Below are 14,612 nucleotides of genomic sequence, written 5' to 3'. Positions count from 1 at the left end.
TCTGCAACGGGAGCTTTCCTATTCTGTCCGGTATATAAGCAAACCGGGTGCCAACATTCGTTCTTTCCAAAAAACCGCCGCTTTTCAAGGCGGCCGCCCGTCTGAAGCGCCACCCAAGCCGATCCCGAATTTGCACCCGGTATAAAAAATAGCCCCCCGGCTATTTTTTACGCGCATACGCCGTCCCCGACGGCGTGCGCTTTGATTTTTAAGGCCACGGGCCGGGAATGAGCCGTTCCATCTCTTTTTACGGCATGCGTCCCCTCCCGAGCCGCCGTTAAGGGGTTCGGCCGCGCCGCCCGGCAAGTTCAGATCATTTTGCCTGCAAAACGATCTAAAGCACATCCGCATCCCGCAGAAAAGTGATGGATTGCATTTTTCCGGCGGGATGATACAATAGGACCAACAAAAGGAGGGATGCCTGTGGCGACCATTCCATCAGACGGTTCTCCCATGCTGGGGGAGCACATCTTTTCGGCGGAAGACGCCGCGTTTGAAAAACGCACGCTTCTGAATATCCTGGACAGCATCCACGAAAGCATCCTGATCATTGACGCCCAGACCCGGGTATGCTACGTCAACGACAGCTATCTGAAAATGTTCGGCATCCAGCGGGAGAAGATCATCGGCCGCCATCTGGCAAAATTTGAGCCTCTGGCCCGCATCCACGAGGTGCTGAAGACCGGCGTCCCCCTGACCGGGGATATTTCCCACATCCATTCCGCTCAGCTGGACGTGTGTGCGGACATCGTCCCCCTGTGTCAGGACGGGCGGATCATCGGCGCGCTGGCGCTGATGAAGAACATGACCGAGCTGGTCCAGACCAACCGGGAACTGGAACACTTCAAGCAGCTGAGCGAGCATCTCCAGAACGAGCTGGCCAGCAAGGACGACCTGCCCCCCGCCTTTCGCAATGTGCTGGGCCACAGCAAGTCTTTCGTAACCGTGCTGCGCACCGCCGCCCGGGCCGCCCCCAGCGAGGCCAGCATCTGCATCATGGGGGAGAGCGGCGTAGGCAAGGAGGTAGTGGCGGAGGCCCTGCACTACAGCAGCCGCCGCGCCGGCGGCCCGCTCATCAAAATCAACTGCGCCGCCATTCCGGAGAATCTGATGGAAAGCGAGCTGTTCGGCTATGAGGCCGGCGCCTTCACCGGCGCCCGGGCGGGGGGCAAGCCCGGAAAATTTGAGCTGGCGCAGCATGGGACCATCTTCCTGGACGAGATCGGAGAAATGCCTCTGACCATGCAGGTCAAACTGCTGCGGGCCCTTCAGGAGCACGAGATCACCCGGGTGGGCGGTTCCAGACCCATCCAGCTGGATTTCCGCCTCATCACCGCCACCAACCGGGACCTGGCGGCTATGATGTCCGAGGGCTCCTTCCGGGAGGACCTGTACTACCGCATCAACGTCATCGCTCTGACGATCCCGCCCCTGCGGGAGCGGCGGGAGGACATCAACGTCTACGCCAGCCTCTTTCTGGAGGAACTGGGGCGGCAGTACGGCCGGACCTACCGCCTGTCTGCCGAAGCGCTGGACCTGCTCAACCGCTACTATTGGCCGGGCAATGTGCGGGAGCTGAAAAACTGCATGGAGCGCGCCGCCGTGCTGACCCCCGGCGACCTGGTGGACGTGGACCAGCTGCCCGCCAAGATGAAAAGCGGCGGAAGCGGCGCAGCCGCTCCGCCCCCGGGCCGTTACAAGCTGCGGGAGCTGCTGGAGCGCACCGAGCAGGAGGCCATTGAGAGCGCCCTGCGCTCCTGCGGAAACAACCGCAGCAAAGCCATGGACCTGCTGGGCATTTCCCGCCGCAATTTTTATCAAAAGCTGGAAAAATATCATTTGACTTGAGCCACCCCCTCGTTCGCGTACGCTTCGCAGAATTCACCCGCAGGGGCAGGCGGGAATCCCCCGGGGGACGGGCGTCGGAACGGACGTTTCTCAGGACGGATCGGGCGACGCTTTTACAAAAAATCGAGCCCTCCCCGTCCTGCATCCTTTCGGGACCGTCTGGAGAACAAAATCAGCCGCCGCACCGTTGGGTGCGGCGGCTGGTTCTGCTTACAGGATCAGCCCGCCGCTCACATCCAGCGTCTGTCCGTTGATATAGGCGGCCCGATCGGAGGCCAGGAAGGCCACTGCATCCCCCACCTCCTCCGGCCGGCCGCTGCGGCGGGCCGGGATGCGGCTGAGCATCCGTTCACGGGCGGCGTCCGGGACGCCCCGGGTCATATCGGTGTCGATAAAGCCCGGGCAGACCGTGTTGCAGGTCACCCCAAAGGGGCCCAGCTCCAGCGCGGCGGTCTGGGTGAGGGCCGCTACCCCGGCTTTTGCAGCGGCATAATTGGACTGTCCCAGATTCCCGTTCCGGGCCACCGAGCTGATATTGATGATGCGCCCGGAGCGCTGCGCGCGCATGACCTGCGCGGCGGAGCGGGTCAGATAAAAGACCCCGCTCAGATTGACCGCCAGCACCCGCTCCCACGCCTCGTCGCTGAGCCTGTGCAGCATCCCGTCCTGGTTGACGCCGGCGCAGCTCACCGCAATATCCAGCCGCCCCAGCCGTTCCAGGGCGATCTGGGTCAGCAGCCGGGCCGTCTCCGGCTGGGCGACGTCCCCCGCCGCCGTCACGCAGCGCACCCCCCAGCGCTCCGCCTGTGCACGGACCGGCTCCAGGTGCTCCTCCCGGGTGGCGTGGACCACCAGGTCCGCCCCCTCCCGCGCCAGCGCGCAGGCGATCCCCAGGCCGATGCCCCGGCTTGCTCCTGTCACGATGGCCGCCTTTCCCCGCAATAACTCCATAGATGGCGTTCCTCCTTTTCTGATCTGTTCTGGTTGGAAAGCAACCGCCGTGCCAACTTGTCTCCGGGGCGGAGAGTTGGCACGGCGTTTGCTTTGATGACTTGCAGGAGCAGAAAAGCCTCCAACCCAGAAAGGAAGTGCATCCATGGACTGGAAAACACAATATCAGGAAAAGCTGCGCACACCGGCGCAGGCCGTGCAGGTGGTCCGTAACGGGGACCGGATCTACGCGGGGACCTCGTCCAGCATCGCCTATCCGCTGATCGACGCCCTCTACCAGCGCAGGGACGAGCTGGAGGGCGTGGTGCTCTGCCACGGCATGATCAACCGCCAGCTGCCCATTTTTACCCCCGAGGCAAAGGGCCACTTTTCCACCACGACTTATTTTGCCGGCGCCGGGTGCCGCACCGGCATCCAGAACGGCCTGACTACCTTTACCTCCTTCCACCTCAGTCAGATCGACCTGTGGTGCCGCGAAGTCGCCCGGCCCAACATCGCGTTTTTGGAGGTGTCGCCGCCCGACGAGGAGGGCTACATGAGCTACGGCGCCTACGGCACCACGTTCCACGACTATGTCCGGGAACTGGCGGGCACGGTGGTGCTTCAGGTCAACCCCAACGCGCCCTATGTTTACGGCGAAAAAAACAAGATCCATATCTCCCAGGCCGATATCGTGGTGGAGGCGGCGGACCAGTCGGACATGGTCCCCAACCTGCCCCTGGACGAGACGCTCGAGACGCTGTCCAGCCATATCGTCGCCCTGATCCCCGACGGCGCGACCCTGCAGCTGGGCCTGGGCGGGATCTCCAACGCGGTTGGCTTTGGCCTGCGGGAGAAAAACGACCTGGGCATCCACACGGAAATGTATACCGACTCCATGATGGAGCTGACCAAGCTGGGCGTGGTCACCAACCGGCGCAAGAGCTTTCTGCCGGGGAAGGCGGTGACCTCGTTTGCCCTGGGCACCCGGGCGCTGTACGATTACGTGGATCACAACCCGGACTTCCACTTCGCCCCCTTCTCCTTCGTCAACGATCCGTATACCATTGCCCGCAACGACAATATGATCAGCGTGAACACCGCTATGGCAGTGGACCTGTACGGCCAAGTGGCGGCCGACTGCCTGGGCGGCAAACAGCAGAGCGCCGTGGGCGGGCAGGTGGACTACGTCCGGGGCGCGCAGATGTCCAAAGGCGGCAAGTCCTTTATCGCGCTGACCAGCTCGCACCAAAAAAACGGCGTCTCCAGCAGCCGCATCGTCTCCTCCTTCCCGGCGGGAACGGCGGTGACCACCGCCCGGTCCGACGTACAGTACGTGGCCACCGAGTACGGCTGCGTCAACCTAAAGGTGCTGACCATGGGCGACCGGGCCCGGGCCCTGATTTCCCTGGCGCACCCGGACTTTCGGGACGAACTGACCGAGGACGCCAAGCGGCTGGGCCTGCTGCCCTAACAAAAAGCGGCTACTTTTTAGACCCAAAGTGCAAAAAAAGAAACAATTTCTCCGCCCGAGCCCCTCTGGGCGCTCCGGTTCGGACGTTTCAATTTGGCATGCGGCTTGCAGGGTAAACAAGCAGCCGGATGCTTCACCCCAGCATCACAATCATTTTTTGAGGAGGAACACAACGATGGGATACATTCTGAACGAGGACCAGAAGAGTCTGGTCGCCATGGCGCATGATTTTTGTGAGAAGGAGATCAAGCCCTACGCCGCCCAGTGGGACCGGGACGGCGTCTTCCCACTGGAGAGTTACAAGAAGGCGATGGAGATCGGTTACCACTGTCTGGAGATCCCCGAGGAGTATGGCGGAGGCGGCATCGACTATGTGACCGTGGCGGCCGTCATGGAGGAATTCGCCAAGTACGACCTGGGCTTTGCCACCACCCTGATGGGCACGACCCTGAGCCTGAAGCCCGTGCTGATGCACGGCACCCCGGAGCAGAAGAAGATGTACGCCGACGTGATCGTGGGCGGCGGCCTGGGCGCCTTTGCCCTGACCGAGGCGGGCGCCGGGTCCGACGCCGCCGCCTGCCGCACCACCGCGGTCCGGGAGGGCGACGAGTACGTCATCAACGGCACCAAGTGCTTTATCACCAACTCCACCTATGCCGACATCTTTGTGGTGTTCGCCTCCACCAACCGGGACGCCGGCGTGAAAGGCCTGTCCGCCTTCATCGTGGAGCGCGACCGCGCGGGCTTCTCCGTGGACAAGCACGAGGACAAGATGGGCATCCGCACCTCCGATACCGCCTCTTTGGTCTTTGATAACGTGCGCATCCCCGCCGACCACCTGCTGGGCAAGGAGGGCGAGGGATTCAAATACGCCATGCAGACCCTGGATCTGGCCCGGCCCTTTGTGGCTGCCAGCGCCGTTGGCCTGGCCCAGCGGGCGGTGGACGAGGCGGTCAAGTATGCCAAGGAGCGTATCTGCTTCGGCAAGCCCATCGCCAAACTCCAGGCCATCCAGTTTATGCTGGCCGATATGGAGATCGGCGTTGAGACCGCCCGCCAGATGGTCATCCACACCCTGCAGCTGGCAGAGGCCCACCTGCCCTACGGCAAAGAGGCCGCCGTGGCCAAATGCTACGCCGGCGACGTGGCGTTCAAGGTGGCCGGGGACGCGGTGCAGGTGCTGGGCGGCTACGGCTACAGCCGCGAGTATCCGGTGGAGAAGCTGCTGCGGGACGCCAAGATCCTCCAGATCTACGAGGGGACCAACCAGGTCCAGCGGGTGGTCATCGCCGGTCAGCTGCTGCGCTGATGGTCCCGGCGGAAGACGTCCTGACGCTGCTGCCTCACCGCGCCCCCATGCTCATGGTGGACCGCGTGCTGGAGCTGCGGGAGGACGGGTGTACGGCGCTGAAAAACATATCCCATTCCGAACCCTGTTTTCAGGGGCACTTTCCCGGCAATCCCATTTTCCCCGGCGTCCTGATCATCGAAGCCCTGGCGCAGACCTGCGCCCTCTGGCTTAACCGCGACGGGAGCGGAATGCTTCCCATCTTCGCCGGGATCGCGTCGGCCTCCTTCCGGCGCAAGGTCCAGCCCGGCGACCGGCTAACGCTTTCCGCACGGTTCGTCTCGGAGCGGAAGGGGTTTTACACCTTTCGCACCGAGGCGGCGGTAGAGGGGCAGTGCGCCTGCCAGGCCGAACTGGTGGTCTGCTATAAAGACGCATAGCTGCAGCCTTTGCAGCCTTCCTCACCCCGTGAACGGGACCGCCGGCGGCGGTCCCGTTCACCCTGTCCGGCGGTGTTTCCAAAGGATACACCGTCTAAAATGTAGAACCCCCTTTCCGTCCATGCGGCGGCAAACCGGGGCGGTACGAGCGCCCCGCCGCTTTTTGGAAATTGGCACGCCGTTTGCTTTTTAAAACGGCAGAACCCGAAATCAACGATTGGAGGAATGGCAATGGCACAGATCGACGAGCAGGGCAGAGCAATCCGTCAGGTCGTGCCGCTGGAGGGCATGCGCAAGGTGATCGCCGAGCGGATGACCTTCAGCAAGCACGAATATCCCCAAGGCACCGGCCAGGTCCACCTGGAGGTCAGCCGGGTCATGCAGTTCCGAAAGGAGCTGCTGGAGCAGAAGGGGATCAAGGTCTCTTTCGGCGATCTCTACGTCAAGGCGGCCGCCTGCGCCCTGGAAGAGAACATGGCCCTCAACGCGTCCCGGCAGAACGGGCAGATCATCTACTACGAGGATATCAACATCAACGTGTTGGCCTCCTTCAACGGCGTGCTGATGGAGCCCGTACTGGAACATGTGGACCGCAAAGATATCGAGGAGGTCTCCGCCGAGCTGAAAAAGACCTATGAATACCTGAAGAAGGGCAAGCTCATGCGGATCAAGCTGGAAGGGGGCACCTTCTCGGTCTCCAATATGGGCGGCTCGCTCATTGACAGCCAGCAGCCCTTCCTTTCCCCGCCCCAGGGGGCCATCATGGGCATCAACCGCAACCGCCGGGTCCCGGTGTTTGGAGAAGACGATGCCATCGTGCCCGCCAACCTGACCACCTTCGCCCTGACCATTGACCACGGCCTGTGCGACGGCAGCGAGGTGACCAGCTTCTTCACCTCCCTGGACAAGGTGCTTCAGGACCCCTGGACCTGGATGTACCATAAGCGCCCCGCCCCCGGGGAGGACTAGGGCCGTGGAACGCAAGCGGTATCTGATCGAGATCGGCACCGGCGTGGACATGCACGGCGGGGACATGACCGGCGCGGCGCTGAAAGCCGTCAAGGACGCCATGAGTCATTGCTGCATGGCGGGCGTGCGTGAGATCCATGGCGCCGGACCGGAACGGATCGCCCTGCGGATTAAAATCTGCTGCCCCAGACCGGAGGCGCTGGATCTGGAGGCGCTGCGCCAGCCGGTACGCTTTTATGACGACGTGGAGATCATCCCCGCCCCGGGCGGGGCTTCGGAAAAGGGGCTTCACGTGGCCGAGATGGGCGCGGGAGACACCCTGGTGGCTGCACTGGCCATCATTACCGTCTATTTAAAGTTTGAGTAACCCCAAAAAAACAAAAAAGGAGATTGAACCACATGAAACAGGAAATCAACATCCCCAAGCTCGGCTCCGAGATGAAGACCGGCCAGATCCTGGAATGGCACGTAAAGGTGGGCGACCACGTGGAGGAGGACCAGGAGCTCTGCGAGATCAAGACGGAGAAGATGAACGCCCAGGTGGAGTCTCTGTACGACGGCGTGATCACCGAGATTACCGGCCAGGTGGGCGAGACCTACGACGTAGGCGCTGTGATCGGCTACATTGAGGAGGACTGAGCCCTTCCGCCCCTGAATCAGAAAGGAGTATCGTGATATGGCCTACAGCAAGGAACAACTCGTTGAGATGTACAAAATCATGCAGAAGGCCCGTCTGTTCGACAAAAAGATCGCCACGGAAAGCAAAAAAGGCAAGCTGGTGGGCATGTTCCACTTCGGCACCAACCAGGAGGCCCTGGAAGGCGGCCTCATGCCCTGCATCGGCCCCGATGACTACATCAAGCCCTATCACCGCAACCACGGCTGCCTGTCCCTGTGCGATATGAAGCTCTACGTGGCCGGCATGCTGGAGCGCACCACCGGCTACAACATGGGCATCGGAGGCGACTATCACCAGCAGGACATCCGGGATCTGCACCTGCTGCCCATCGACGGCCTGATCGGCGCGGACTGGCTCTACGACACCGGCGTGGCCATGGCTCTGAAGCTGCAGAACAAGCCCGGCGTGGTGGTCACCATCAACGGCGACGGCGGCGCCCAGATGGGCGGCCTGTACGAGTCCATGAACTTCGCCTCCCTGTTTGACCTGCCCATCGTGTACGTCATTGTCAACAACGGCGTGGCCATGACCACCCCCACTGAGAAGGAGTGCAAGTGCTCCGAGATCTCCGGCCGGGCCGCCGGCTTCAACGTCAAGGGCGTCAGCGTGTGGGGCCAGGATCCCATCGCCATCCGGGAGGCCATGGAGGCCGCCATGGAGGGGGCCCGCCGCGGGGAGCCCGCGCTGCTGGAGATCATGACCTACCGCAAGTGCGGCCACTACTTCGGCGACCCCCGGGAGTACGAGACCCCCGAGCGGGACGCCCGCATGACCGAGAAGTACCCGGATCCCATCGTCCGCTTTGAGAAAGTTCTGCAGGAGATGGGCGTGTGTACCGAGGAGGAGCTCAAGGGCTACGCCAAGGAGGTCAAGAACGAGATCGCCGAGGCCTTCGAGTGGGCCTATCAGCAGCCCCGCCTGACCGGCAATATGACCAAGGGCGCCGACAAGATCTTCTCCAACACGGAAGGAGGAAAGCTGTAATGAGACATGTCAGCTATGCGCAGGCCCTGGAGGCCGCGGTGTTTGAGGAGATGCAGCGGGACTCCAAGGTCTATTACATGGGCGAGGACGTGGGCGTCTTCGGCGGCGCCATCAGCAAGATGTACTCCCTGTTCCAGACCTTCCCGGAGCGCGTCATGGACATGCCCCTGGATGAGAAGGGCTTCACCGGCATCGCCGTGGGCATGGCCTGGATGGGCCTGCGTCCCATTGTGGAGTTCATGTACCCCGACTTCCTGGTGCTGGCCATGAACGAAGTGGCCCACGGCGCCTGCAAGGAGTACTGGCTGTCCAACCAGAAGGTCCCCGTGCCCATGGTCATCCGCTCCGCTCAGGGCATCGGCTCCCAGTGCGGCGCCCACCACTCCGAGTGCATCGAGGGCTGGATGATGAACTACCCCGGCCTGAAGATCGCCGTGCCCACCTTCCCCGAGGATGCCTACGGCATGATGAAGTACGCCATCCGGGACAACGACCCCGTGCTCTGGCTGGACTGCCGCACCACCATCTACACCGAGGAGGCCGACATCCCCGAGAAGGAGAAGGACGCCCTGATCCCCTTCGGGAAGGCCCGCGTCCGCCGGGAGGGCACCGACGTGACCATCGTGGCATGGCACAAGCTGCTCAAGGACGCCCTGGCCGCCGCCGCCGATCTGGAGAAGCAGGGCATCTCCTGCGAGATCATCGACCCCCGCACCCTGATCCCCTTTGACATCGAGACGGTTCTGGCCTCCGTGCGCAAGACCGGCCATCTGGTCATCGCCCATGAGGCCAACGTCCGCGGCGGCTTCGGCGCCGAGATCGCCGCCCAGGTCACCGAGCGGGAGGCGGGCGCCCTCAAGGCCCCCATCGTCCGCGTGGGCACTCCCAACACCTACATCCCCGTGGGCATGGTGGAGTGGCAGATCGTCCCGGACAAGATGGACGTGATCCGCGCCATCAAGAAGACCCTGGGCCGGGATCTGCTGGAAGAGGAGAAGGGCCAGGTGGAAGTGGACGGCGTGGCGGAGCTGAAAAAGAGCCGCCCGAAGAACGACGAAGCGTAAATGAAGGATTTGGGGCAGGGCGGGCATGCCGGCCCTGCCCCATCTTTGGAGGGACGACGTCTATGCCTTTGATCGGAATCGCCTGCAATCCCCAGTCGGGCAAGGACATCCGCCGCCTGCTCACCGCGGCCACCACCATCGACGACATGGAGAAGCTGAACATTCTGGAGCGGATTCTCCTGTCGGCCGCCGCGGTGGGGGAGCAGAGCGTCTGCCTCATGCCCGACCGGCTGGGCTACGGCCGTCTGCTCCTCCAGAAGCGGAACTCCCGCGGCTACCCAGGGGATCTGTCCCAGCTGGAGATCTACGACATGGACCGCACCGAGACCCAGGCAGACACCATCTTCTTTGCCTCTGAGATGGAGCGCATCGGGGCGGACGTGCTGATCGTCATGGGGGGCGACGGAACCAGCCGGGCCGCCGCCAAGGGCACCCGGAGGGTGCCGATGATCTCCATGTCCACTGGTACCAACAACGTCTATCCGGAGCTGATGGAGGGCACCGTGGCCGGAATGGCCGCCGCGGCGCTGGCCGGGGGCATGGTCCCCGCGGCGGAGTGCGCGTCGCCGGCCAAGTGCATCGAGATCTGGAAAAACGGGACGCTGGTGGATCTGGCCCTCATCGACCTGGTATTCTGCCGCAACCCCTTTGTGGGCTCCAGAGCCATCTGGAACTATGAGGAGATCGACCAAGTGGTGGTCACCCAGTGCTCCATGGCCTCCATCGGCTTCTCCTCCCTGGTGGGGACGGCGCTCCGCGTCACCCGGGAGGAGGACTGCGGCGCCTCGGCGGAGTTCACCGACGGCGCGCCCAACACGCTGGCGCCGGTGGGCGCCGGCACCATCCAGGGCGTACACATTCAAAACGTCCGCCGCCTGCCCCTGGGGGAGCGGGTGACCCGGACCATGACCTACCAGGGCACCCTGGCCCTGGACGGCGAGCGGGAAATTTTCTTCCAGCCGGGGGATGTGATCACCTGCGCGGTCACCCGCGGCGGCCCGATGCGGGTGGACGCGGCCCGCGCCATCGAGTACGCCCGCACCCACGGCTGCTTTCAGCTATGACAGGAGGAACATGCATGAGACAGTATGAAGTTGCGGTCATCGGCGGCGGCCCCGGCGGCTATATCGCCGCCATCCGCGCCGCCCAGCTGGGCAAAAAGACCGTGCTGGTGGAGAAGCGGGACCTGGGCGGCACCTGCCTGAACCGGGGGTGCATCCCCACCAAGGCCCTGCTGCACAGCGCCGAGCGCTATCAGCAGCTCAGCGGCGCCAAGGCGCTGGGCATCACGCTGGGAGAGTATTCCTTCCAGTATAAGAAGATGGCAAAACGCAAGGACAAGGTGGTCAAGCAGCTGCGCAGCGGCGTGGAGAACCTGGTGGCCGGCCACGGCGCCGACCTGGTCCGGGCGGAGGCGGTGCTCACCGGCCCCCACACCTTCCGGGCCGGGGAGGAGGAGTTCGAGGCCGAGCGGATTATCCTGGCCGCCGGCTCCGTGCCCGCCGCCATCCCCGTGCCGGGGACCGACAAACCGGGCGTGCTCAACTCCGACGGGGTGCTGGCCCTGGAGGAGTGCCCCGAGTCGGTGGTGATCATCGGCGGCGGCGTGATCGGCGTGGAGTTTGCCACCCTGTTCCGGGATCTGGGCAAGCCGGTGACCATCGTGGAGATGCTGCCCTCCATCCTCTACGGCAACGACTCCGATGTGTGCCGCACCATGACCGAGCTGCTCACCGACAGGGGCGTGACCATCCACACCGGCGCGAAGGTGCTGGAGATCCGGGACGGCCTCACCTGCGTCTTTGAGAAGGAGGGGCAGAAGCTGACGGCGGAGGGCGCGGTGGTGATCCTGGCCACCGGTCGGAAGCCGGACACCGCCGCCCTGGGGCTGGAGGCCGCGGGCGTGGCCACCGAGCGCGGCTTTGTCCTGGTGGACGACGAGCTGCGCACCACCGTGCCCCACATCTTCGCCATCGGCGACCTGACCGGCAAACAGCAGCTGGCCCATGTGGCCACCGCGCAGGGCATCGTGGCCGCCCATAACGCCGCTGGCGCACACCGCACGATGCGCTATGACGCCGTGCCCGGCTGTATCTACACCACGCCCGAGATCGCCTGTGTCGGGCTGACCGAGGAAAAGGCCGCGGCGGCGGGACATCCGGTGCGCGTGGGCAAATTTAATGTGTCCGGCAACGGCCGCAGCCTGGCCATGGGCTGCCAGGACGGCTTTGCCAAGCTGGTGGCGGACGCCGAGACCGGCAAGGTGCTGGGCTGCCATATCCTGGCGCCCCACGCCACGGAAATGATCGGTGAGATCGCCCTGGCCATCCAAAACGGGCTGACGGCCGGGGCCGTGTCCGATACCATCCATGCCCATCCCACCGTCAGCGAGATCCTTATGGAGGCGGCCCATGACGTAGAGGGGCTGTGCTGCCACAAGCTTTGATCCGGTGCGGGAGGGCGGGGACATCCAATGCCCGCCGGAAGCGTCCGGCCGGCCGCGGATCCGCTCCGTCCTCCGCCCGGAAGGCGGCTTTCCCCGATGAGCGCCCTCAAAACGGCGTCTGCAGGCGCGCCGCCTTCGGATGAAAACCGTCCGCCGTTTTCATCCGGCATTCGTATCAAATCATTCAGGGAGGAAACAACATGAACGTGCTTGTCTGTGTCAAGCAGGTGCCGGATACGACGGAGATCAGGATCGATCCGGTGACCAACACTCTTATCCGGTCGGGCGTACCGTCCATCGTCAACCCCTTCGACGGGTATGCGCTGGAGGCCGCGGCCCGCATCAAGGACCGGGACCCCGACGCCAAAATCGTGGTCCTGTCCATGGGCCCCGAGCAGGCCAAGGCCGCGCTGAAGGAATGCCTGTCCATTGCCGCCGACAAGGCCTACCTGGTTTCCGACCGGGCCTTCGGCGGTTCCGACACCCTGGCCACCAGCTACATCCTCTCCGAGACCATCCGGAAGGTGGAGGAGCTGGAGGGCAGATTTGACGCCATCTTCTGCGGCAAGCAGGCCATCGACGGCGACACCGCACAGGTGGGCCCCGAGATCGCCGAGCACCTGAACTATCCCCAGGTGACCTATGCCCTGGAGGCCGAGGCGGAGGGCGATCGGCTCAAGGTGAAGAAGGAAGTGGAGGAGGGGGCCGAGATCATCGGGATAAGCATGCCCTGCGTGGTGACCTTCACCAAGCCCGCCTGGGATCCCCGCTACCCCACTATCAAGCGGAAAATGGCCGCCAATCGGGCCGAGATCCCCACCCTCACCGCCGCCGACCTGCCCGCCATCGACCTGACCCGCGCCGGTCTGAAGGGTTCCCCCACCAAGGTGAAGAAGACCTTCGTGCCCCAGAAGAAGACCGGGGGCGTGAAGATCAGGGAAGCGTCCAATGAGGATTCGGCCAGAAAGCTGTTCCAGCTACTGAGCGACAGCAACGTGATCTGAGGGGGAAAAAACGATGGAAGCAAAAACGAAAGATCTCTGGGTATTGATCGAGACCGATCCGGACGGCAGCGCCAAGAACGTGGGTCTGGAGCTGCTGACCCCCGGCCGGGAGCTGGCCGGTAAGCAGGGCGGCACCCTGGTGGCCGTGGTCATCGGCAGCAAAACGGACGCGGCGGTAAAGGCCGCATCGGAGCATGGCGCAGATCGGGTCATCGTGGTGGACGGCGCGGAATACGCACACTACTCCACCGACGCCTATACCGCGGCCCTCTATGCCCTGGTGGAAAAATACGGCCCCACCAGCATGCTGATCGGCGCCACCAACAACGGCCGGGATCTGGGCCCCCGCCTGTCCTGCCGGCTGAAGACCGGCCTGACGGCGGACTGTACCGCGCTGGACATCGATGCGGACAGCGGCAACGTTGCCTGGACCCGTCCCGCCTTCGGCGGCAACCTGATGGCGACGATCCTCTGCCCGGACCACCGGCCCCAGATCGGCACGGTGCGCCCCGGCGTGTTTAAAAAGAGCGAGACCGCACAGGGCAAAGCGGAGATCCTTCGGGAGACTATTTCTGTGCCCGCCGAGCAGATCCGCACCCAGGTGTTGGAGCTGATCCGGGACCTGGGCGGCCAGAACGTGGACCTGGAGGGCGCGGAGATCATCGTCTCCGGCGGCCGCGGCGTAGGCGGAGCGGAGGGCTTTGCTCCGGTGCGCGCCCTGGCTGAGGCGCTGGGGGGCGTGGTCGGCGCCTCCCGGGCGGCGGTGGACTCCGGGTGGATCGCCCACGCCCATCAGGTGGGCCAGACCGGAAAGACCGTGGGGCCCAAGCTGTACATCGCCTGCGGCATTTCGGGCGCCATCCAGCATCTGGCCGGTATGAGCGGTTCCGACGTGATCGTGGCCATCAATAAGGACCCGGACGCCCCCATCTTCGACGTGGCCGACTACGGCGTGGTGGGCGACCTCTTTGAGGTCCTGCCCGTACTCACGGCCGAGATCCAAAAGCTGCGGGCGTAAGCACAGCCCCACGGAAAAGAGCAGCGGCAAATCCGCTGCTCTTCAGCCTGTCAAAAAAGGCCAAAGGCCTTTTTCGACAGAGGGATACATGACGGACAGGGCTCGATTCTGGCAGAAAAGTCGCCCTGTCCGTCATGAAAGGTGTCATTTCCGACGCACGTGTCGCCGGAAATGACGGAGTTTCCTTTCCTTCCGTCGCCTACGCACGACTCAACTCTGCGAGGCTCTTCTCCAGGAGGGTTTTTCGACAGCCTGAGAGCAGCGGCAAATCCGCTGCTCTTTTTGTATCATTTTGATACCATCGTCTCCTTTTTAGCCGTAAAAGGGGGTAGTGTCAAGGATTTTGCGCAAATTGGTTTGCAGGCTCTGGAATGAATGAAGTCAGCCAGCAATGGAGGCGTCCTCAACGGCAGCCTCCAGGTGCTTCATATTCATGTACTTTTTGTTGCCCCACTGGGTGCCGGCCAC

At 63.6% G+C, this 14,612-nt stretch carries 14 protein-coding genes; 13 read left to right on the top strand and 1 reads right to left on the bottom strand.

The window, feature by feature from the left end; genetic code table 11:
* The first annotated feature begins 423 nt into the window (after window positions 1-423).
* A complete protein-coding gene (locus tag MR825_RS02690; RefSeq protein WP_287878649.1) occupies window positions 424-1,848 on the top strand; it encodes a sigma-54 interaction domain-containing protein in 1,425 nt (474 codons plus the stop codon).
* A gap of 210 nt (window positions 1,849-2,058) precedes the next feature.
* Here MR825_RS02690 and fabG read toward each other — a convergent pair whose 3' ends face one another.
* Complete coding sequence (gene fabG, locus MR825_RS02685; RefSeq protein ID WP_186907446.1) at window positions 2,059-2,799, bottom strand: 3-oxoacyl-ACP reductase FabG; 741 nt, start codon at window positions 2,797-2,799, stop codon at window positions 2,059-2,061.
* 145 nt (window positions 2,800-2,944) lie between these two features.
* Between fabG and MR825_RS02680 the strand changes: the two genes are divergently transcribed.
* From MR825_RS02680 to MR825_RS02625, 12 genes are all read left to right on the top strand, one after another.
* Window positions 2,945-4,252: an acetyl-CoA hydrolase/transferase family protein gene (locus tag MR825_RS02680; protein WP_287878646.1), complete on the top strand. Its 1,308-nt coding sequence runs from the start codon at window positions 2,945-2,947 to the stop codon at window positions 4,250-4,252.
* A 175-nt stretch (window positions 4,253-4,427) separates the two neighbouring features.
* Window positions 4,428-5,561, top strand: coding sequence for an acyl-CoA dehydrogenase family protein (locus tag MR825_RS02675; protein WP_186907444.1), 1,134 nt, complete (start codon window positions 4,428-4,430; stop codon window positions 5,559-5,561).
* Window positions 5,561-5,980 carry a 3-hydroxyacyl-ACP dehydratase FabZ gene (gene fabZ, locus MR825_RS02670; RefSeq protein WP_186907443.1) on the top strand — a complete coding sequence of 140 codons (420 nt, stop codon included), beginning with the start codon at window positions 5,561-5,563 and terminating at the stop codon, window positions 5,978-5,980. The genes MR825_RS02675 and fabZ overlap by 1 nt, the downstream gene beginning before the upstream one ends.
* Window positions 5,981-6,211: 231 nt before the next feature.
* Window positions 6,212-6,949, top strand: a complete 738-nt coding sequence (locus MR825_RS02665; RefSeq protein WP_186907442.1) for a 2-oxo acid dehydrogenase subunit E2 — start codon at window positions 6,212-6,214, stop codon at window positions 6,947-6,949.
* Window positions 6,950-6,953: 4 nt separating this feature from the next.
* Window positions 6,954-7,316: a Lin0512 family protein gene (locus MR825_RS02660; protein ID WP_186907441.1), complete on the top strand. Its 363-nt coding sequence runs from the start codon at window positions 6,954-6,956 to the stop codon at window positions 7,314-7,316.
* 32 nt (window positions 7,317-7,348) lie between these two features.
* Window positions 7,349-7,588, top strand: a complete 240-nt coding sequence (locus MR825_RS02655) for a biotin/lipoyl-containing protein (protein WP_186907440.1) — start codon at window positions 7,349-7,351, stop codon at window positions 7,586-7,588.
* Window positions 7,589-7,625: 37 nt separating this feature from the next.
* Window positions 7,626-8,612: a thiamine pyrophosphate-dependent dehydrogenase E1 component subunit alpha gene (locus MR825_RS02650; protein WP_186907439.1), complete on the top strand. Its 987-nt coding sequence runs from the start codon at window positions 7,626-7,628 to the stop codon at window positions 8,610-8,612.
* Window positions 8,612-9,676, top strand: a complete 1,065-nt coding sequence (locus tag MR825_RS02645; protein ID WP_287878638.1) for an alpha-ketoacid dehydrogenase subunit beta — start codon at window positions 8,612-8,614, stop codon at window positions 9,674-9,676. Before MR825_RS02650 ends, MR825_RS02645 begins: the two co-directional genes overlap by 1 nt.
* 62 nt (window positions 9,677-9,738) lie before the next feature.
* Complete coding sequence (locus tag MR825_RS02640) at window positions 9,739-10,740, top strand: NAD(+)/NADH kinase (RefSeq protein WP_186907437.1); 1,002 nt, start codon at window positions 9,739-9,741, stop codon at window positions 10,738-10,740.
* Window positions 10,741-10,754: 14 nt separating this feature from the next.
* Window positions 10,755-12,122 carry a dihydrolipoyl dehydrogenase gene (lpdA, locus tag MR825_RS02635; protein ID WP_186907436.1) on the top strand — a complete coding sequence of 456 codons (1,368 nt, stop codon included), beginning with the start codon at window positions 10,755-10,757 and terminating at the stop codon, window positions 12,120-12,122.
* 200 nt (window positions 12,123-12,322) lie between these two features.
* Window positions 12,323-13,126: an electron transfer flavoprotein subunit beta/FixA family protein gene (locus tag MR825_RS02630; protein WP_186907435.1), complete on the top strand. Its 804-nt coding sequence runs from the start codon at window positions 12,323-12,325 to the stop codon at window positions 13,124-13,126.
* A gap of 13 nt (window positions 13,127-13,139) precedes the next feature.
* Entirely contained in the window at window positions 13,140-14,144 is a 1,005-nt protein-coding gene (locus MR825_RS02625) for an electron transfer flavoprotein subunit alpha/FixB family protein (protein WP_256174502.1), read from the top strand.
* The last annotated feature ends 468 nt before the right edge of the window (window positions 14,145-14,612 follow it).

The organism is Lawsonibacter sp. (assembly GCF_022777125.1).
GTDB classification, from domain to species: Bacteria; Bacillota; Clostridia; order Oscillospirales; family Oscillospiraceae; genus Lawsonibacter_A; species Lawsonibacter_A hominis.
The sequence above is the reverse complement of the archived record's forward strand: the minus strand, read 5'-3'. Positions and strand labels throughout refer to the sequence as shown.